This window comes from Hymenobacter sp. PAMC 26628 (genome assembly GCF_001562275.1).
Lineage (GTDB): Bacteria > Bacteroidota > Bacteroidia > Cytophagales > Hymenobacteraceae > Hymenobacter.
This window is the reverse complement of sequence record NZ_CP014304.1, coordinates 4,384,231-4,404,320: the sequence shown is the minus strand read 5'-3', so window position 1 is coordinate 4,404,320 and position 20,090 is coordinate 4,384,231. Positions and strand designations below refer to the sequence as shown.

Genomic DNA, 20,090 nt, shown 5'->3' with positions numbered 1-20,090 from the left:
CCACCCGCCATGCTGTGGAACTACTTGAAAATCGCCTGGAAGGTGCTGCTGCGGCGCAAGTTCTTCACCGCCATCAGCCTGTTCGGCATCAGCTTCACGCTGATGATTTTGCTGGTGATATACGCCTTTTTCGACTACGCCGTGGGGCCCCACCGGCCCGAGCTGCGCACCGACCGGCTGCTGTTTGTGAACCGCATGCAGCTGCTCTACAAAGGGGGCGGGCAGAACAATTCGAGCGTGGGCTACGCCTTTGTGAACCAGCAAATGAAGGCCCTGCGCACGCCGGAAAAAGTATCCGTCAGCGAAGCCAACCCTGGCACGGCGGTGGCCTACGTGGGCCAGCACACGCTGAAGCTCGACCAGCGGCGCACCGACGGCGAATTCTGGCAGGTGCTGGACTTCGACTTCCTCGCCGGCCGGCCCTACAACTTGCAGGAGGTGGGCGCGGCGGCCCACGTGGCCGTCATCAACGAAACCACGGCCCGGCAATACTTCGGCGCGGTGGCCGGCGCGGTGGGCCAAACCGTGGAGGTGGACGCCGTGCGCTACCGGGTGGTGGGCGTGGTGCACGACGTGCCCGTGATGCGCCTGCTCACCTACGCCGACGTGTGGGTACCCATCACTACCACGCCCGACGACCTGCGCAAGCCCGACCTGCTGGGGGCCTACCAGGCCATTGTGCTGGCCCGGGGCCCCGGCGATGTGCAGCGGGTGCAGGACGAGTACGACCAGCTTATTACCCGCCAGCCCCTGCCCGACCCCCAGAAATACGCGCGGCTGGTCTCGCACGCCCTGCCGCTGATGACCAACCTCACGGCGCGCTTCAGCGGCGGCGAGCTGGCCCCCGGCGGCGGCAACCGCTTCCTGGGGCTGCTGGGGCTGCTGGGCCTGCTGTTCATGCTGCTGCCGGCCCTCAACCTGGTGAACATCAACGTGAGCCGCACCCTGGAACGTTCGGGTGAGATTGGGGTGCGCAAGGCCTTCGGGGCCACGGCGCGCCGGCTCACGGGGCAGTTTCTGGTCGAGAATATTTTCCTCACGCTGCTGGGCGGCGTGCTGGGCCTGGGGCTGGCCGCCGGGGCCCTGCACCTGCTCAACAGCAGCCAGTTCATTCCGCATTCGGAGTTTGCCCTGAACGGGCGCGTGCTGGGGATGGGGCTGGGCGTGGTGCTGTTTTTCGGCATCCTGTCGGGGGCCTACCCGGCTTACAAAATGTCCAAGCTACAGGCCGTTAAGGCTCTGAAAGGAGACAACGCCGCATGATCCGCCACCTGTTCACCCTGATGTGGAACCGCAAGCGCGCCAACGGCCTGCTGGTGCTCGAAATCCTGCTGGCCTTCGTGGTGCTGTTCGCCGTGAGCAGCCTGGGCGTGTACCTGTGGCAGAACTACCGCGCCCCGCTGGGCTTCGCCTACGAGCAGGTGTGGGACGTCAGCCTGAGCCCCGGCGGCCAGCCCAGCCGCGGGCAAGTGCTGGGTACCCTGCAACAAATCATCCAACACCTGAAAGATACCCCCGGCGTGGCCGGCGTGTCGCGCAGCGAGGGCAACACGCCCTACGCTTTTGCTTCCAACAACGGCGACCTGTCGGCGGGCGAAGGGACTAACAAGCGCGTCTGCGAAGTGGCCAACTACTACAACGCCAGCCCCGAATTCCGGGAGGTGATGGGGTTGCAACTGAAAGCCGGCCGCTGGTTCGACCGCCGCGACGAAGCCGCCAACAGCCGCGCCGTCGTCATCACTGAATCGTTGCGCGACGCGCTGTTCGCGCCCGGCGAGTCGCCGCTGGGCCGGGTCATCGAAGGGGGCCCCACCCGCATGCTGCCCCAAGCGTGGCGGGTGGTGGGGGTGAGCGGGCCCTACCGCGGCGATGGCGAATTGAGCGAGCCCAAGCCCGCTATTTTCTTGTACGTCAGCCCGCAGGACACCACCGATGCCCTCACCACGCTGCTGGTGCGGGTGCAGCCCGGCAGCGGGGCCGCGCTGGAAAAGAAAATCAGCGACGACATCCGCGCCCTCAACCCTACTTGGTCAAGCACCATCACCCCGCTGGCCAACCAGCGCCGCGTGCAGTTCAAGCAGCTGCTCACGCCGCCCGTCATCCTGGGCGTGGTGAGCCTGTTTTTGCTCATCAACGTGGCGTTGGGGCTGTACGGGGTGCTGTGGCTCAACATCAGCCAGCGGCGGGGCGAGCTGGGCGTGCGCCGGGCCATGGGGGCCACGGGCGCGGCCATTAGTGGGCAGGTGGTGGGCGAAATCCTGGTGCTCACCACGTTTGGGCTGGGGCTGGGGCTGCTGGTGGCCGTGCAGTTCCCGCTGCTGGGGGTGCTGGGCGTGCCGGCCGGGGTGTACGGCACGGCCATGGCTATGGCGGCGGCGGGCCTGTATCTGCTGGCCACAGGCTGCGCGCTGTACCCCAGCCGGTTGGCCGCGGGCATCCAGCCGGCGGTGGCCCTGCGCGAGGAGTAACGATCCCGGGGCCCCACCGACGCGGTACGGCGTCGTTTTTTAGGGCCCCGGGCAACCGGCGATGCTCCCGTCGCATCTAACGTCCCGGCTGTACCAGGTTTATTTGCTGGCTGCTGTAACGAACCGGTCCGGGGCCCGGTAGCCGCGCCAAATCCTTGCTTCACCTTCTTCTTTCTCTGTTCGCATGAAAAATTTCGTTCTCCCCGCCCTGCTCTGGTCGCTGGCCCTGGTGCCCGCCCTTGCCCAAACCACCGACGCGCAGGTGCGCCCGGTGGCCCCGTTCCACGCCATCAAGGTCGGTACCGGCATTGCCCTGGACCTCACCGCCGGCCACGGCCAGCGCGTGGAGGCCAGCGCCGCCACTACCGAAATGCGCGACCGCATCAAAACCACCGTGGAGGACGGCGTACTCGTCATTCGCTACGAAAATCCCGACAGTGATACCCGCCGCAACACCAGCACCCAGCACCTGCGCGTGGCCGTAACGGCCGACCAGCTCACGGCCCTCACGGCCGGCAGCGGCGCGGCCGTGGACGCCAAGGGCGACTACGCGGCCCCCAATTTCCAGCTCGACGTGTCGTCGGGGGCCTCGCTGCGGGCCGACATTGCCACCACCGACCTCACCGTGCGCCAGGGCAGCGGCAGCGTCATCACCCTCAAGGGCAAGGCCCCGCACCTCGACATCCGCACCGGCAGCGGCTCCGTCTTCAACGGCAAGGACCTGCAAACCGACAAGTGCGAGGCCCAGGCCAGCAGCGGCAGCACCCTGAAAATAGCCGTGCGCGAGGCCCTGGTGGCCGAGGCCAGCAGCGGCGCCAGCATCAAGTACCAGGGCGCGCCCACCGTCACGAAGCACACCGGCAGCGGCGGCAGCGTGCGCAGCATGTAAATGGCTAGGCTACCGGTTTAACGGATTGCGCAGAAATTGTTCATCATTTTAGCGCTCATCCCGCCTCCTCTACCTCGTTTGCTCCACTACATGGCCCGGTTAGTTGCCCTATTTACCTTGCTGCTTGCTACCCCCGCCTTTGGGCAGCAGCTGCCTTGGATTCCCTTTAGCTGGTCTGGTACCACGCTGGCCGGCCGGCACTTCGACAAAGCGGCCATCATGGTACCGGTCACCCTCGACAACCTGCCCCACCGCTTTCTGATGCAGCTGGACCTGGGGGCGGTGACAACGGTGGTGTACGGCAATCCCCTCCAACCCTACCTCGAAAAATACCCTGCCCTGAAAGCCAAGCTCGACACGACGCGCACATTCCGGATGCAAAGCCAAAAAAATGCGATGCTGACCCACGTGGCCCTCAAGCTGGGTCCGGTGAGCTTCGGGCAGCGCGACGTAGGCACCTTCAAAAATTTTGGCGACTCGCTCACGGCAGCCGCGCTGGCCGACGCGCACCCGGTACATATTGGCACCGTGGGGCCCGACCTTTTTCAGGGCAAAGTGCTGGTTATTGACTACCCGCACCAACGGTTTTGCGTCACGGACAAGGTGCCGGCGGCATTTGCCCACGCTTCTTTTCAGCCTTTCAAGCTGAAGGATGGGCGCATCAAGATTCCGTTGCGCATCAACAACGTCACGCAGGACTTGCTCTTCGATACCGGCTCCAGCTTGTTTGCGCTGCTCACAACCCGGCCGCGGGCAGCGGCCCTGGCACCGGGCGCGGTGCAGGATTCGGTCAAAACTTCGACCTGGGGCACCTATTACTACGTGTACGGCCGCCGCGTGCAAGCTCCTGTTTACTTCGGCCGGCAGCCGCTGCCAACCGCCCTGGTGTATGCCGACAACCTGGATAAGTTTGCTGATTTTTACCGCCAGGAAAATATCTGGGGCATTACTGGCAACGCCTATTTTTTGCACAACGTCGTCATTATTGATTATAGAAACCACGTTTTTGGCGTGCAGTAAGCTCCCCCGGCCAGCGTCAATTCTGCCCCAGAACCTGTGAAACCCGCTCTACTCTGCCCCAACCCGTGGTTCTGATTGTTGACGACGACCTGGCCGTGCGCACCTCGTTGGGCCTGCTGCTGAAGCAAGCCGGCTACACCACCCGCGCCGCCGACGGCCCCGCCGGGGCCCTGGCCGCCGTGCGCGCCGAAACGCCGGCCCTGGTGCTGCTCGACATGAACTTCTCGCGCGCCACCACCGGCGACGACGGGCTGGCCTTGCTGCGCGAAATCAAGGCGTTGGCCCCGCTGGTGCCGGTGGTGCTCATCACCGGCTGGGGCTCCATTGCGCTGGCCGTGGCGGGCATGAAGGCCGGCGCCGCCGAATTCGTAACCAAGCCCTGGCACAACGACGCCCTGCTCCAGACCATCGGCACGGTGCTGGCGCTGCGGGGCCCTGGGCCCGCCGCCGGGGCCCCGCCCGGCCGCCGGGCCCTGGACAAGCAACTATCCCTCAGCGCCATCGTGGGCGAAGACGAGCGCCTGCTGGCCGTGCTGCGCCAGGTGGGCCAGGTGGCGACCACTGACGCGGCGGTGCTCATCGAGGGCGAAAGCGGCACCGGCAAGGAGCTGATTGCCGAGGCCCTGCACCAGAACAGTCGCCGCCGCGGCCAGCCCTTCGTGAAGGTGAACCTGGGCGGCATCTCGTCGTCGCTGTTTGAGAGCGAGCTGTTTGGCCACCGGCGCGGGGCCTTCACCGACGCCAAGGCCGACCGGGTGGGCCGCTTCGAGCTGGCGAACGGCGGCACCATTTTCCTGGATGAAATCGGCGAGTTGGAGCTGGCCAGCCAGGTGAAGCTGCTGCGCGTGCTGCAAGACCGCACCTACGAGGTGCTCGGCGACAGCAAGCCGCGGCGGCTGGACCTGCGCGTGGTGGCCGCCACCAACAAGAACCTGGCGGAGCTGGTGGCCCAGGGCCGCTTCCGCGAAGACCTGTTCTACCGCCTCAACCTCATCACGCTGCGCCTGCCCGCCCTGCGCGAGCGGCCCCACGACGTGCCGCTGCTGGTGCGCCACTTCCTGGCCCAGCTGCGCGCTACCTACCAGCGGCCCGGCCTGCGCGTGGGGGCCCCCGCGCTGCACTGGCTGCAAGCGCAGCCGCTGCCCGGCAACATCCGCGAGTTGAAAAACCTGGTCGAGCGCGCCGTGCTCGTCAGCGGCCACGACGAGCTGACGCCCGCCGATTTCCAGCAGAGCGGGGCCGCCACGGCGCCATTCGCCGCCCCCGGGGCCCCGCCCGTGCCCGGCACGCTCACCCTCGACCAGCTGGAAGCGCAGGCCATTCGCCAGAGCGTGGCCCACCACCAGGGCAATTTGAGCCGGGTGGCCCGGGCCCTGGGCCTCAGCCGCGGGGCCCTGTACCGGCGCCTCGACAAATACGGCATTCCTTATGATGAGCCTGCGGGTTAAGTTTCTACTCTTCGTCGTGGTCATCCACGCCGTGCTGCTGGCGCTGGCCGCCCAGTTGCGCACCACCAACGCCGTGCTGTTCGTGGCCACCGAGCTGCTGCTGCTGGGCAGCCTGGTGCTGAGTGCGCAGCTCTACCGGGGCTTCGTGCGGCCGCTGCAGCTCATTGCGGCGGGCACGGCGGCCATGCAAGCGCGCGATTTCACCCTGAAATTCGTGCCCGTGGGCCAGCGCGAAATGGACCAGCTCATTGGCGTTTACAATTCGATGATTGACGCGCTGCGCCGCGAGCGGGTGAGCCAGCACGAGAAAAGCATCCTGCTCGAACGCCTCATCGAAGCCTCGCCGGCCGGCGTATTAATCCTTGATTTTGAAGGGAATGTGGAGCAGGCCAACGCGGCGGCGGTGCGCTTCATCGGCCCGGCGCCGGGGCCCCCGGCCTGGCTGGGGCAGCCGCTGGCCGCGCTGCCGGGGCCCTGGGGCCCCGCGCTGGGGGCCCTGGCCGAGGGCCAGCCGCGGGCGCTGCGCCTCTCGGGCCTGCAAGCCTACCGCGCCCACGCCGCGCACTTCCTCGACCGCGGCTTCACGCGGCGGTTCGTCGTGCTGGAAGAGCTGACGCAGGAGCTGATCAAGCAGGAAAAGCAGGCCTACGAGCAGCTCATCCGGCTCATGTCGCACGAAATCAACAACTCCATCGGGGCCATCAACTCCATTTTGGGCAGCTTCCAGCGCTACGCCCCGCAGCTCGCGCCCGCCGACCGCCCCGATTTCACCGAAGCCCTCGACGTGAGCATCACCCGCAACACCCAGCTGGCCAGCTTCATCGCCGACTTTGCCCGCCTCGTGCGCCTGCCCGCTCCCCAGCTCGCGCCCACCGACGTGCACGCCCTGCTGCGCAACCTAGGCCGCTTGCTGGGGCCCCAGAGCGCCGAGCGCCGCGTGGCCTGGCACTGGGCCTTGGCCGCCGCCCCACTCGTCATCGAAGCCGACGCCCCGCAGCTGGAACAAGCCCTGCTGAACGTGGCCAAAAACGCCCTCGAAGCCATCGGTACGGACGGCAATATTTGGGTGCGCACCACGGCCAACCCGTTCAGCATCAGTATTGAGAATGATGGGGCCTCGCTCACGTCCGAAGTGCGCGAGCGGCTGTTTACGGCGTTTTTCAGCACCAAGCGTGGCGGGCAGGGCATTGGCCTCACGCTGGTGCGCGACGTGCTGCTGGCCCACGGCTTCGCGTTTGGCCTGGCCACTGGGCCCGAGGGACGCACGGCCTTTACCATCGGCTTGCCGTGAAAGGCCCCGCGCTTCGCTGCCGCGCCCGGTGGGCCGCGGGCCTGCCGGGCAGGTAGCGCGCGGGGTGGGCCCGCGGGGGCCGCTGCTGCGGTAGCGGTTGGCTAGGCGTGAACATTCGGGTGAAAATTAAAAAAATTAAAATGCCTTATTAAATAGGAGTGGTTTTTATAAATAATCTATATTTTTGTCGAAGACGACCCTTGAAAACAACCTATCCTTCGACAAATGATAACTGAACTCGAATCAGACGGTATCGAAACCGAAGCCGGCGCAGCCCGCAAGCAGCGGGTATCGGCCGTCTGCCTGGGCGTCTTGCTCGTGCTGGCCTGCGCGGCGGCCTTTGTGCCCCAGGTGCACCCCGAGGCCAAGCCCAAGGCCTTCGAGCCCGCCGACATCGCCTGGATGCTGAGCGCCTCGGGCCTGGTGTTGCTGATGACGCCCGGCCTGGCCTTCTTCTACGGCGGCATGGTGAACAAGAAGAGCGTGATTTCCACGCTGTTGCAGAGCTTTATTGCGCTGGCCGTGATTTCGATGCTGTGGTACGTGGTGGGCTTTTCGCTGGCCTTCGGCGACAGCATCGGCGGCTTCGTGGGCAACCCCGGCACGTTTTTCCTCTTCAACCACGTGGGCACGGCCCCGCACCCACGCATCGCCCCTAACTTGCCGCTGGTGCTGTTCGCGGCGTTCCAGCTCAAGTTTGCCATCATCACGCCGGCCCTCATCAGCGGGGCCTTCGCCGAGCGCATCCGGTTCTGGGGCTACCTGCTGTTCATCAGCCTGTTCAGCCTGCTCATCTACTGCCCCCTGGCCCACTGGACCTGGCACCCCGACGGCTTTCTGTTCAAGTGGGGCGTGCTCGATTTTGCGGGCGGCACGGTGGTGCACATCTCGGCGGGCTTCGCGGCCCTGGCCGGCGCCCTGGCCCTGGGCCGCCGCCAAAGCCACGCCGACGGCCACCAGCACGTGCCGCCCAACGTGCCCTTCGTGCTGCTCGGCACCGGCCTGCTGTGGTTCGGCTGGTTCGGCTTCAACGCCGGCTCGGCACTAGCGGCCAACGCGGTGGCCGTGCAGGCGTTCTTCACCACCCACATGGCCTCGGCCGCCGCCATGCTCACCTGGATGCTGATTGAAGTGGTGCGCGGCCGGCGGCCGTCGGCGGTGGGCGCGGCCGTGGGGGCCGTGGTGGGCCTGGTGGCCATCACGCCCGGCGCGGGCTACGTTAGCTACGGCCCGGCGCTGTTCATTGGCGTGGTGGCCGCGGCCGTCAGCGCCTTCGCCATCGAGTTGAAAAACCGCACGACCCTCGACGACACCCTCGATGTGTTCCCGTGCCACGGCGTGGGCGGCATCGTGGGCATGATTTTAACGGCCATATTTGCCAAGGAGGGCGGCTTGGCCACCACCGGCTCGGCGGTGCTGCTCTGGAAGCACCTGGGGGCCCTGGTGTTCATTTCGGCCTTCACGTTCAGCGGCTCCTACCTGCTTTATAAGTTCACCAACCTGCTCATCCCCATTCGGGTGAACGCCGAGAACGAAGCCTACGGCCTCGACACTACCCAGCACGGCGAAACAGTGTTGGTAAGCTAAGTTTGTAACCAAAAAAGAGGGCCCCGGCGGTGAAACAGGTTCGCCATCGGGGCCCTCTTTTTGTGCTCTTAGTATATTTTTATACTCCTAGTACAAATACGGTTGGAATTTTGTGCAATTCCGGTGCCGCTTGCCGCCGCCATTCGCTCACCGGCCGCGTGCAGATGAACTCGCCCGCCCCCGTCACATCGGCCGCTACGCACAGCCGCGTGGCGGGCTGCAAATGCGCCAATAAATCCAGAAATAGGGCCCCGTTGCGGTAGGGCGTTTCAATGAACAGCTGGCTTTGGTTGCGCTGCTGGGCCTCGCGCTCCAGCGCCTTGATGGCCGTGGCCCGTGGCCCTTTCTCGATGGGTAAGTAGCCGTGGAAGGCAAACTGCTGCCCGTTCAGGCCCGAAGCCATCAGGGCCAGCAGCAGCGACGAGGGCCCCACCAGCGGCACCACGCGCAGGCCCAGCCGGTGGGCCTCGGCGGCTAGTGCCGCGCCTGGGTCGGCAATGCCCGGGCAGCCGGCTTCGCTGAGCACGCCGGCGTCCAGGCCCTCGCGCAGCAGCGGCTCCAGCGCGGCGCGCACCTCGGCCGGCGTGCTGTCTTTGTCAATCACGCCGAAACGAATGTCCTCAATCACCCGCGCCGGGGCCACGCTCTTCACGAAGCGCCGCGCCGTGCGGACGTTTTCCACCAAAAAGTAGGGGAGGCGGGCCACGGCGGCCACCACCTGCGGCGGCAGTACCTGCGCGGCCGTGTCGTCGGCCAGGGGCGTGGGGATGAGGTAGAGCGGCAAGGGGAAATTGGGAGATGAAGAATTTACTCAATGAGGTCGTCATGCTGAGCTTGTCGAAGCATCTCTCCCGCGTAAGTAATTATTTGCTGCTGCGGGAGAGGTGCTTCGGCTGTGCGGACGCTAGATGAGCACGACGGCTTTTTTCTACAAGGCTACTGCCCCACAAATGCGCGCACCAGCTCGTACACTTCGTCGGGCTTTTCGGCGTGCAGCCAGTGGCCGGCGTCGGGCACAGTGGCCACTTCCGAATTCGGGAACAGCGTCGGGATGACGTACAGCTTGTCGTTAGACGTGATATAATTCGACTTGCCGCCGCGCACGAACAAGGCCGGTTTCAGGAACGGCTCGCCCGTGATTTCTTCGCCCACGGCCGCCATGGCCCCGGCCAGCACCGGCAGGTTGATGCGCCAGGCAAAGGCGTTTGTCTCGTCGCGGTACAGGTTTTTCAGCAGGAACTGCCGCACGCCCACTGCGCGGATGTGCTGGCCCAGCGCCGCGTCGGCCTCCTGCCGGTTGGTGATGGCGGCCGAGTTCACGGCGCGCAGTCCGGCCAGCACCTCGTCTTGGTGCGTCATGTCGGAGAAGCCGGGCGCGATGTCGAGCACGATGAGGCGGGCCAGGCGCTCGGGGTGGCCCAGGGCGAAGCGCATGGCCACTTTGCCGCCCATACTGTGGCCCAGCAGCGCCGTGTCGGGGCCCAGGCCGAGGTGGTCGAACAGGGCCCCCACGTCGGCGGCCATGGCGTCGTAGCTGTGGTCGGGGCTGTGAAACGAGCGGCCGTGGTTGCGCAAATCCACGCTCACGACGCGTAGGCCGGCGTCCTGGGCCCAGCGGCGGGCCAGCGTCTGCCAATTATCCAGCGTGCCAAACAAGCCGTGGAGAATTACCAGCGGCCGGCCCTGGCCCTGGTCGAGGTAGTGCAGTAGGGGAGAAGCGGACATGGGGCAAAGGTCGGGCGCGGCCGCCGGTTGGGCCCCGGCTACGCCCAGGCCCAAGCCACGGTGCGCCGGTCGGTGGGCACCGAACGCAGGAACACGGTCAGCGGCTCCAGGTCGGCCAGCAGCGAGGTAAGCACGATTTCACGGCCGTCGTGCAGCAGCAAGCGCACGTAGTTATACGGGGCCCAAAAGGTGGCCCGGGTGCGGCACGTCACGCGCTGCACCCGGGCAATGTCGCGCCGTTCGAAGTACTGTCGCTGGCCGTGCTGGTACACTTCGAGGCGGTTGGCCTGGGGCTCCAGCACCAGCACGGTTTCGTGGTTCAGCACCCAGTAGCGCAGGTGCAGCACCGCCGCCGGGGCCCCCAGCGCCAGCGCCACGGCCACCAGCGCGGCGGCCAGGCCCCACTCCAGTGGGCTGGCGTTGCCGTGGGGCCCCATGGCCAGGGCCGGCACCACGCTCAGGCCGGTGCCCAGCGCCAGCAGGGGCCAGGCCAGCAGCCGCAGCTGCCGCGCCGCCGTGACGCGGTAGGTGTGGGTGCGCTTGCCAAACCAGCCGGCCACCCACCGCGCCGCGCCCAGCACCAGGGCCAGCACCGCCAGCACTTCGAGCAGCGGGCGCAGCAAAACAAATTTCATAAGGCGGCCAAAACGGTACGGCGGCCAAAGGTAGGGGCCCCCGGCGCGGTTTGCTTTGGCGGCGGCAACGCCGTACCTTTGCACCCGAAGTTTGGTATTCAATCTGAAAAGAGGGGACGCGCAGTCCCCTCTTTTTTTGTCCTAGCCCCGGGTTAATTTATGGTCCTCGACCGCGCTTTAGTGCTGCAAATGCTCCACGACGCCATCGGCGACGACGTGGACGTGTTCCTGGTGAATCTTACCGTCTCCGATTCGGTTTTACCCAAGGTGACGGTCACCCTCGACGGGCCCCAGGGCTTGGGCATCGAAGAGTGCGCTAAGGTGAGCCGCCGCCTGGCCCGCCGCATCGACGAGCACTACGGCGAAGAAGCCGCCTACTCGCTCGAAGTGACGAGCCCCGGCGCCGACCAGCCCCTCACCGACCCGCGCCAGTACCAGCGCCACATCGGCCGCTCGCTGGCCCTTAAGCTGGCCGACGGCACCGAGAAAACCGGCGAACTGCTCGCCGCCACTTCGGAGGGCGTCGAGATTGCCGAAGTCGTTAAAGTCAAAACCAAAAAAAGCATCCTGCCCGCCGCCTTTTATCCTTTCGGGGACATAAAGGAGGCCACGGTTGTTATCTCTTTTAAGTAAGCCAGTTAGCGGGTACCCGTTGCCGGGGCCCCGCACTACCGACCATTACTATGAACAGCAACGAACTAATCGAATCCTTCGGCGAATTTGCGCGCAGCAAAAACATCGACCGGCCCACGATGATGTCCATCCTGGACGAGGTGTTCCGCACGATGATTCGCAAGAAGTTTGAGGAGGACAGCAACTTCGACGTCATTATCAACCCCGACAACGGCGACTTAGAAATCTGGCGCAACCGCGAAATCGTGGACGACAACTCGGAGGACATCTGGGACTTCGACAAGATTCCGCTGGCCGAGGCCCAGAAAATTGAGCCCGACTTCGAAGTAGGCGAAACCCTGCCCGTGTCCATCAAGCTCGAAGACTTCGGCCGCCGCGCCGTGCTCATGGCCCGCCAGACGCTGATTCAGCGCGTGAAGGACCTCGAGCGCGACAACCTGTACCAAAAGTACAAGGACCAAGTGGGCGAAATCGTAACCGGCGAAGTGTACCAGGTGTGGAGCCGCGAGGCCCTCATCATGGACAAGGACGACAACGAGCTGGTGATGCCCAAGGGCGAGCAGATTCCTAAGGACCGCTTCCGCAAGGGCGACACCGTGCGCGCCGTGGTGCACCGCGTGGAAGTCATCAACGGCACGCCGAAAATTATCCTTTCGCGCGCCGCCCCGGCGTTCTTGGAGCGATTGTTTGAGCTGGAAGTGCCCGAGATTTACGACGGCCTCATCACCATCAAAAACGTGGTGCGCGAGCCCGGCGAGCGCGCCAAAGTGGCCGTGGAAAGCTACGACGAGCGCATCGACCCCGTGGGCGCCTGCGTGGGCATGAAGGGCAGCCGCATCCACCCGGTGGTGCGCGAGCTGGAGAACGAGAACATCGACATCATCAACTACACCGACAACCTGGAGCTGTACATCGCCCGGGCCCTGTCGCCGGCCAAAGTGGGCTCGATGAAAATCAACCCCGAAAACGGCCGCGTATCGGTGTTCATGAAGCCCGACCAGGTGAGCTTGGCCATTGGTCGCGGCGGCGCCAACATCAAGCTGGCCAGCCGGTTGGTGGGCATGGAAATCGACGTGTTCCGCGAAGCCATTGACTACGAGGAAGACATCTCGCTGGAAGAATTCAGCGACGAGATTGAGCCCTGGATCATTGCCGAGCTGAAGAAAATAGGCCTCGACACCGGCCGCGCTGTATTGGCCGTGAAAAAAGACGACATCGTGCGCCGCACGGAGTTGGAAGAAGAAACGGTGGACGACCTCTACCGGGTTATCCGTCAAGAGTTTGCCGACGACGACGACCTCGACGAGCGGCAGGCCGAAGCCAGCAAAAAGCCAGCCCCCGTGGCCGAAAATGTGGAAACAGCAACTGAGGCCGGGGCCCCTGCTCCAACCTCCGAGGAAACGGGCGCTGGCTCAGCCGCCGAAGCGGCCCAATGACGGCCGGGCGGCTGGTACGGCAAGGAAGTTAAATCGCGCCAGTGGGCGCGGTTTGCGCCTCGCTGGCAAGATTTAATGTAATACCTTTGTACTTAGAAGCGTATCGTTCGCGAGAAATATAGAATGGCGGAAGCAACCCCGAAACGGCTACAACAGGCGGCCAAAGACCTGGGAATTGGCATGGACACGGCCGTTGCGGCCCTGGCCAAAAAAGGAACACAAGTAGAGAATAAGCCCACCACGAAGCTGACCGCGGACCAAGTGAGCTTGTTGGAGAAGGAGTTTGCCTCGTCGGCGCTCGACCGGCAGGAGTCGCAGAAAATCATTCAGGCCAAGCGCCAGAGCGATTTGGACGCGGTACCTAAGCCTGCGCCCACCCCGCCGCGCCCCGCGCCGGCAGTGGCAGCGAAGCCTGCGCCCACGCCAGTCTCTACACCGGCCCCGGTATCTACGCCGTCCCCGGCCCCGGTGGCTGCCCAGGCAGCGCCCGAGGCTCCGGTAGCGGTGGTAGCACCGGCTGCCCCTGCGCCCGAAACGCCCTCTGTGCCTGGCCTGAAAGTGCTGGGTAAAATTGAGCTCGACAGCCGTGGCCGCGTGGTACCCCCCCGCCCCAAGCCTGTAGAGGCGCCTACTGCGCCAGTTGCAGCCCCTCCGGTAGCCGCCCCGGCACCCGTAGTAGCTGCTCCGGTAGCCGCGGCGCCCGCCCCGGCTCCAGTTGCCCCGCAGCCAGTGGCTGCGCCGGTGCAAGCTGCTGCCCCAGTGGCGGCGCCCGCCCCGGCTCCGGCCGCAGCGCCCGTTGCGGCGGCTGTTCCTGCGCCGGCTCCGGTTGCTCCCGCGCCGGTGGCTGCCGCGCCAGTAGCCGCTGCCCCCGTGGCGGCCGCGCCGGCCGTTGCAGTAGTTCCCGAGGCTGCGGTTCCCGTGGCCGAAGAGCCGGCCGGCACCATTACTGCCAAGGCCGACCAGCTGAAAGGCTTGACGGTACTTGGCAAGATTGATCTTTCCGCTGCCAACAACGACCGCCGGGGCCCCGGCGGGCGCGGCCCCCGGCCCATTGCGTCGTCCGATGTTAACAAGCGCGGCTTGCCCGCTGGCCCCGGCCAGAAGAAGCGCGCCCGTTTACCTGGCCCTCCCGGCACGGGCACCGGCACCACTACTAACACGCCCGGCACGGGTGGTGGCTACCAAGGCAACCGCCCCAACCAAGGTGGCGGTGGCCCCAGCCGCCCCGGCCAGCCGGGTGGCAACCGCCCCGGCCAAGCCGGCGGCAATCGCCCCGGCCAGCCCGCTGCGCCCCGGCCCAACGCCCCGGCCCTTACGCCGGAGCAGGCTGAAAAGCAGATCCAAGAGCAAATCAAGGCAACGTTGGCCAAGTTGGGTGGCAACAAAACCAACCAGACCAACCGCGCCAAGTACCGCCGCGACAAGCGCAGCATGCTGGCCGAGGACCGCGAGGCCCTGCGCGCTCAGAATGAGCTGGACGCCAAGACCCTCAAGCTCACCGAATTCATCTCGGCCAACGACTTAGCCTCGCTGATGGACGTGAACGTGAACGAGGTCATCAAGGTGTGCCTGGGCATGGGCATGTTTGTGTCCATTAACCAGCGCCTCGACGCGGAAGCCATCACCGTGATTGCCGATGAATTCGGTTATGACGTAGAATTCCTGTCGGCCGAGGAAGAAGAAATCAGCATCGATGCCGGCGACGTAGAAGAAGACCTGCGCCCCCGGGCCCCCATCGTGACCATCATGGGCCACGTTGACCACGGCAAAACGTCGCTGCTTGACTACATCCGCGACGCCAACGTGGCCCGCGGCGAGGCCGGTGGCATCACGCAGCACATCGGCGCCTACGAGGTGAAAACTAAGAACGGCAACCCGATTACCTTCCTTGACACTCCGGGCCACGAAGCCTTTACGGCCATGCGGGCCCGCGGTGCCAAGGTGACGGACATTGCCATTATCGTGGTGGCCGCCGACGACTCGGTGATGCCCCAGACGAAGGAAGCCATCAACCACGCCCAGGCGGCGGGGGTGCCCATTATCATCGCCCTCAACAAGATTGACAAGCCTAGCGCCAACCCGGAGAAAATCCGCGAGGAGCTGTCGCAGATCAATATTCTGGTGGAAGAATGGGGCGGCAAGTACCAGAGCCAGGAGGTATCGGCCAAGTCAGGCCTCGGCATTGAGGAGCTGCTGGAGAAAGTATTGCTCGAAGCCGAACTGCTGGAGCTGAAAGCCAACCCCGACCGCAATGCCATTGGCACCGTTATCGAAGCCTCGCTTGATAAAGGCCGGGGCTACGTCACCACCGTGCTGGTTCAAACCGGTACTCTGAACGTGGGCGACATCGTACTGGCCGGCCCGCACTACGGCCGCGTGAAGGCCATGACCGACCACCGCGGCAAGAAAATGAAAACGGCGCCGCCCGCTACGCCGGTGCAGGTGCTCGGCCTGACCGGGGCCCCGCAGGCCGGCGACCGCATCCAGGTGATGGAGACGGAGCGCGAAGCCCGCGAAACGGCTACCCAGCGCTTGCAGCTGGCCCGTGAGCAGAGCATCCGCACCAAGAAGCACATCACCCTCGACGAGATTGGCCGCCGCCTGGCGATTGGCTCGTTTAAGGAACTGAACATCTTGGTGAAGGGCGACGTGGACGGCTCGGTGGAAGCCTTGTCGGACTCGCTGCTGAAGCTGAGCACGCCGGAAGTGAAGGTGAACATCCTCTCGAAAGGGGTAGGCGCCATCTCAGAAAGCGACGTGCTGCTGGCCTCGGCCTCCGATGCCATCATCATCGGCTTCCAGGTGCGGCCCTCGCAGAGTGCGCGCAAACTGGCTGAGCAGGAGCAGATTGACGTGCGCTTGTACAGCATCATCTACAACGCCATCAACGAGGTGAAGGATGCCATGGAAGGCATGCTGGCCCCGACGGTGCAGGAAGTGGTGGTGGCCAACGCCGAGGTGCGCATCGTGTTCAACATTACCAAGGTCGGCACCATTGCCGGCTGTATGGTGACGGACGGCACCTTTACCCGCCGCACCCGCGTGCGGGTGGTGCGCGACGGCATTGTGCTGCACACCGGCGAGATTCAGGACCTCAAGCGCTTCAAAGACGATGTGTCGGAAGTGCGCCAGGGCTACGAGTGCGGTATTTCCATCAAAAACTTCAACGAGTTGCAGGAAGGCGACAACATTGAGGGCTTTGAAGAGAAAGAAATCAAGCGGACCCTGTAAATCACGGATTTTCTGGATTCAAACGGAGGCTTCGGACTTTGTAGCCAATTCATTAAAAGCAAAAAGGCGACCTTCTCAGGTCGCCTTTTTGCTTTTATACTCGCCTTTTATACTCGCAGGAGAGAAGTCAACGAAAAGTATTTCTAGGGCTGTGGCGCGGGCTGCCAAGAACTGAGCCTGGGGCCCCGTAGCAGCCTATCTCCAAAATCCAAAAAATCCGTCCTAATCCAAAAATCCGTGATTTAGAAGAACAGGAAGTGCTTTTTGCGGCGGGGGTGCTTGTGCACCAGGGGCTTGCCCGACGGGTTGGCGCCGCCGGCTGGGTGCATCTGGCCGCGTTCCTGCTTGCCCGAGCCGGGCGCGGCCTTGAACTTGCGCACCGTGAAGCCACCGGCTTTGGTATCGTACTGCCGCGCGGGGCCCGCCGCCCGGCCAAGGGTGGTGTTGCCGGTGGCCACACCAGCACGCGCTTCCAACACCTGCATCTGCTGGTTGTGCTTGATTTCTTCGGCCGTCAGGCTAGGCTGGCGCGGGTCGGCCGGGGCCGACTGGGCGAAAGCGGGAACGGCGGCCAACGCACTTAGGGTAGCGAGGCCAACGGCGGCGAATAGGTTTTTCATGCAGCAGGGAAGAGGCAGGGAATTGGAGAAGCACCGCGGCAACCGGCAATAATTAAGATAAGTTCGCTCGGGCTAACCCGGCCGCGCGCACCGCTGGGGGAGCTGCAAAAATGAAGCCCGGCCGTCTGGCCGGGGCCCTGCTTGCCAGGGCCCCGGCCAGACGGCCGGGCTGGGCCAGCTAACGGCGAATTATAGCCGGCCGCCGGCCCGCAGCGCGTCGCGGATTTCGGCAAGCAGCACTTGGTCTTTGGTGTCCACCGGGGCCACGGGGGCTACTTCTACGGGCGCCTTCTTTACTTTATTGGTGGCCTTCACAATCATGAAAATGATGAGGGCGATGATGAGGAAGTTGATGACGGCGTTGATGAACAAGCCGTAGTTAAGGGTGCCGGCCCCGGCCTTTTTGGCGTCGGCGATGGTAGCATAGTGCCCACCGTTTAGCGCCACGAAGAGGTTAGTAAAATCGACGTGGCCCAGGCCTAGGCCCACGATGGGCATGATGATGTCGTCGGTGAGCGAAGTGACAATCTTGCCGAACGCCGCGCCGATAATGACGCCCACAGCAAGGTCGAGTACGTTGCCCTTAGAAATGAACTCTTTAAATTCGAAAACAACACCCATAGTATGGAGAGGGAGGTTGGAGGTGGAAAAATAGAAACCGAAATGCTCGATAAAAGGGGCGAAGTAAATGTAATGGGCGAATAGCAGTATTTAGTTGTGGCAGTGGATTTAACACCCGCCGGGTAGGGCACCGGCCCGGGGCCCTACCTTTGACCCAACTGCTTAGCCCTCGCCTCATGGCCACTTCTTTCGATAACCTGCTCTACGACCTCGATGCCGCCACCGGCGTGCTCACCCTCACCGTCAACCGCCCTGCCAAGCTGAATGCCCTGAACGCGGCCACCATTGCGGAGCTCGACACCGCGGCCCAGCAGGCCCTGGCCGACCCGGCGGTGCGCGCCATCCTGCTCACGGGCAGCGGCGAAAAGGCTTTTGTGGCGGGGGCCGACATTGCCGAGCTGGCGTCCCTCACGGCCGTGCAGGCCGCGGGCGCGTCGGCGTACGGGCAGCGGGTGTTTGCCCAGTTCGAGCGCAGCCCCAAGCCGGTGGTGGCCGCCGTGAATGGCTTCGCGTTGGGCGGCGGCTGCGAGCTGGCCATGGCCTGCCACCTGCGCGTGGCCGCCGACACGGCCCGCTTCGGCCTGCCCGAAGTGAGCCTGGGCCTGCTGCCCGGCTATGGCGGCACCCAGCGCCTGCCCCAACTGGTGGGCAAGGCCAAGGCCCTGGAACTAATGCTGACCGCCGACATGATCAAGGCCGATGAGGCCCTGCGCCTGGGGTTAGTGAACCACGTGGTGCCGCTGGCGGAGCTGTTGGGTTTCTGCCAGCAGCTGCTGGCCAAGATGCTGAGCAAGGGCCCCGTGGCGCTTGGGCTGGTCATCGAATGCGTAAATGCCGGCTACGACCCCCGCCAGGACGGCTACGTGGCGGAGACCGAAGCCTTCGGCCGCGCGTTCCAAACCGACGATTTTAAGGAAGGTACCCAGGCGTTTGTGGAGAAGCGGCCAGCGGTATTTCAGGGAAAATAGCGCATGAGCATTGCCAAAAAGCTGGCTTCTCAAACCGCGGTGTACGGCGTGAGCAGCATCGTGGGCCGGGTGCTGACGTACTTCCTGGTGCCAATTTATACGGGCGCGTTTGCGGCGGCCGAATACGGGGTGGTGACGGCGCTGTACGCCTACGTATCGTTTCTGAACGTGGTGTTTACCTACGGCATGGAAACCACGTACTTCCGCTTCGCCAACCGCCCCGGTACCGACCGCCGCGAGCTGTACGACCGCTCCCTGAGCTTGCTGCTGCTGAGCAGCGTCGGGCTCACGCTGCTGCTGATGGCCCTGGCCCGCCCGCTGCTGGGCCTGCTCGACATCGGGCCCGGCTACGAGCGGTACTTCTATTGGATGGCCTTGATTTTGGGCTTCGACGCCGTGTCGGCCATCCCGTTTGCCCGGCTGCGGCTCGAAAACCAGGCCCGCAAGTTTGCCACCGTCAAAATGGCCGGCATTGTGGTAAACGTGGCCCTGAACCTGTTCTTCATTGTGCTGTGCCCCGCTGTGGCCAGCGGCAAGTGGCTGCCCGCGCTGGGGCCCCTGGTGGCCCGCGTGTACGACCCCGGCCTGGGCGTGGGCTACGTGTTTTTGGCCAACCTGGTGGCCAGCGCGGCCACGCTGCTGCTGTTGGGCCGCGAGCTGCTCGACTTCCGGTTTCAATTCAGCCGGGGCCCCCTGCGGCCACTGCTGAAGTACGCCTACCCGCTGATGCTGATGGGGTTGGCCGGCATGGTGAACGAAACGTTTGACCGGATTTTGCTGGCCCAGTGGTTGCCCACGGGCTTCTACCCGGGGAAGAGCAGCCTCACGGCGGTGGGCATCTACGGGGCGTGCTACAAGCTCAGCATCTTCATGTCGCTCGTCATTCAGGCGTTTCGCTACGCGGCCGAGCCGTTCTTCTTCGCCCAAAGCACCGAGAAGAACTCGCCGGCTACGTTCGCGCTGGTGCTCAAGTGGTTTACGCTGTGCTGCGCAGTGATATTCGTGGTTATCAGCCTGAACGTGGAGGACTTCGGGGCCCTGTTTCTGCGGCGCCGCGAGTACCTACAGGGGCTGGCCGTGGTGCCGGTGCTGCTGCTGGCCAACCTGTTTCTGGGCGTGTACTACAACCTGTCGGTGTGGTTCAAGCTGACCGACAAAACCTACTACGGCACCTACATCGGGGCCGGTGGGGCCGTGCTCACCATCGCCCTCAACTTCCTCCTCATTCCGGTGCTGGGCTACATGGGCTCGGCCATCGCCACGCTGGCCTGCTACTTCATGATGGCCTTGCTGTGCTGGCGGCTGGGCGAGCGGCACTTTCCGGTGCCGTACCCGGTGGGCCGGCTGGGCCTGTGGCTGGCGCTGGCCGTGGGGCTGGTAGCGCTGGGCTGGGCGGTGCCGATGGCTTCGTGGGGCCCCCGCCACGCCTGGCACGTGGGGTTGTCGCTGGCCTTCGTGGGGGCCCTGTGGCTGGGCGAAGGCCGCCACTTGCGGCGCGCCTAGCGCGGCTGCGGCTGA

General features: G+C 64.8%; 17 protein-coding genes. 12 read left to right on the top strand and 5 right to left on the bottom strand.

Annotation, left to right across the window (positions count from 1 at the left end):
* The first annotated feature begins 9 nt into the window (after positions 1 to 9).
* From AXW84_RS19040 to AXW84_RS19010, 7 genes are all read left to right on the top strand, one after another.
* Positions 10 to 1,263, top strand: a complete 1,254-nt coding sequence (locus tag AXW84_RS19040) for an ABC transporter permease (protein ID WP_068236948.1) — start codon at positions 10 to 12, stop codon at positions 1,261 to 1,263.
* Positions 1,260 to 2,468, top strand: a complete 1,209-nt coding sequence (locus AXW84_RS19035) for an ABC transporter permease (protein ID WP_068236945.1) — start codon at positions 1,260 to 1,262, stop codon at positions 2,466 to 2,468. Before AXW84_RS19040 ends, AXW84_RS19035 begins: the two co-directional genes overlap by 4 nt.
* Positions 2,469 to 2,652: 184 nt before the next feature.
* Complete coding sequence (locus AXW84_RS19030) at positions 2,653 to 3,357, top strand: head GIN domain-containing protein (protein ID WP_068236942.1); 705 nt, start codon at positions 2,653 to 2,655, stop codon at positions 3,355 to 3,357.
* 90 nt (positions 3,358 to 3,447) lie between these two features.
* On the top strand, positions 3,448 to 4,377 hold the full coding sequence (locus tag AXW84_RS19025; protein ID WP_071892929.1) for a hypothetical protein: 930 nt from the start codon (positions 3,448 to 3,450) through the stop codon (positions 4,375 to 4,377).
* 65 nt (positions 4,378 to 4,442) lie between these two features.
* Entirely contained in the window at positions 4,443 to 5,825 is a 1,383-nt protein-coding gene (locus AXW84_RS19020) for a sigma-54-dependent transcriptional regulator (RefSeq protein ID WP_068236936.1), read from the top strand.
* On the top strand, positions 5,806 to 7,116 hold the full coding sequence (locus AXW84_RS19015; protein ID WP_236943168.1) for a sensor histidine kinase: 1,311 nt from the start codon (positions 5,806 to 5,808) through the stop codon (positions 7,114 to 7,116). The genes AXW84_RS19020 and AXW84_RS19015 overlap by 20 nt, the downstream gene beginning before the upstream one ends.
* 225 nt (positions 7,117 to 7,341) lie before the next feature.
* A complete protein-coding gene (locus tag AXW84_RS19010) occupies positions 7,342 to 8,703 on the top strand; it encodes an ammonium transporter (RefSeq protein ID WP_082773992.1) in 1,362 nt (453 codons plus the stop codon).
* Between the two features lie 79 nt (positions 8,704 to 8,782).
* On the opposite strand, the gene AXW84_RS19005 is transcribed toward AXW84_RS19010, so the two are convergent.
* The 3 genes from AXW84_RS19005 to AXW84_RS18995 form a co-directional block, all read right to left on the bottom strand.
* A complete protein-coding gene (locus AXW84_RS19005; RefSeq protein WP_068236931.1) occupies positions 8,783 to 9,487 on the bottom strand; it encodes an SAM-dependent methyltransferase in 705 nt (234 codons plus the stop codon).
* Between the two features lie 152 nt (positions 9,488 to 9,639).
* Entirely contained in the window at positions 9,640 to 10,428 is a 789-nt protein-coding gene (locus AXW84_RS19000) for an alpha/beta fold hydrolase (RefSeq protein WP_068239739.1), read from the bottom strand.
* Positions 10,429 to 10,466: 38 nt separating this feature from the next.
* Complete coding sequence (locus AXW84_RS18995) at positions 10,467 to 11,063, bottom strand: hypothetical protein (protein ID WP_068236928.1); 597 nt, start codon at positions 11,061 to 11,063, stop codon at positions 10,467 to 10,469.
* A 159-nt stretch (positions 11,064 to 11,222) separates the two neighbouring features.
* On the opposite strand from AXW84_RS18995, the gene AXW84_RS18990 reads away from it, so the two are divergent.
* From AXW84_RS18990 to infB, 3 genes are all read left to right on the top strand, one after another.
* Positions 11,223 to 11,696: a ribosome maturation factor gene (locus AXW84_RS18990; RefSeq protein WP_082773991.1), complete on the top strand. Its 474-nt coding sequence runs from the start codon at positions 11,223 to 11,225 to the stop codon at positions 11,694 to 11,696.
* A gap of 50 nt (positions 11,697 to 11,746) precedes the next feature.
* Positions 11,747 to 13,132 carry a transcription termination factor NusA gene (gene nusA, locus AXW84_RS18985; protein ID WP_071892319.1) on the top strand — a complete coding sequence of 462 codons (1,386 nt, stop codon included), beginning with the start codon at positions 11,747 to 11,749 and terminating at the stop codon, positions 13,130 to 13,132.
* A gap of 180 nt (positions 13,133 to 13,312) precedes the next feature.
* The gene (infB, locus tag AXW84_RS18980; RefSeq protein WP_442905546.1) at positions 13,313 to 16,363 is read left to right on the top strand and encodes a translation initiation factor IF-2; all 3,051 of its coding nucleotides are present in this window, start codon (positions 13,313 to 13,315) and stop codon (positions 16,361 to 16,363) included.
* Positions 16,364 to 16,605: 242 nt separating this feature from the next.
* Here the strand turns inward: infB and AXW84_RS18975 are convergent, their stop codons facing one another.
* Together AXW84_RS18975 and mscL are read right to left on the bottom strand one after the other, a co-directional pair.
* Positions 16,606 to 16,983, bottom strand: a complete 378-nt coding sequence (locus tag AXW84_RS18975; RefSeq protein ID WP_068236922.1) for a hypothetical protein — start codon at positions 16,981 to 16,983, stop codon at positions 16,606 to 16,608.
* A 189-nt stretch (positions 16,984 to 17,172) separates the two neighbouring features.
* The gene (gene mscL / locus AXW84_RS18970) at positions 17,173 to 17,604 is read right to left on the bottom strand and encodes a large conductance mechanosensitive channel protein MscL (RefSeq protein ID WP_068236919.1); all 432 of its coding nucleotides are present in this window, start codon (positions 17,602 to 17,604) and stop codon (positions 17,173 to 17,175) included.
* A 176-nt stretch (positions 17,605 to 17,780) separates the two neighbouring features.
* Here mscL and AXW84_RS18965 point away from each other — a divergent pair, with 176 nt between their 5' ends.
* Positions 17,781 to 18,572, top strand: coding sequence for an enoyl-CoA hydratase/isomerase family protein (locus tag AXW84_RS18965; RefSeq protein ID WP_068236916.1), 792 nt, complete (start codon positions 17,781 to 17,783; stop codon positions 18,570 to 18,572).
* 3 nt (positions 18,573 to 18,575) lie between these two features.
* The gene (locus AXW84_RS18960; protein WP_068236913.1) at positions 18,576 to 20,075 is read left to right on the top strand and encodes a lipopolysaccharide biosynthesis protein; all 1,500 of its coding nucleotides are present in this window, start codon (positions 18,576 to 18,578) and stop codon (positions 20,073 to 20,075) included.
* Positions 20,076 to 20,090: the final 15 nt, after the last annotated feature.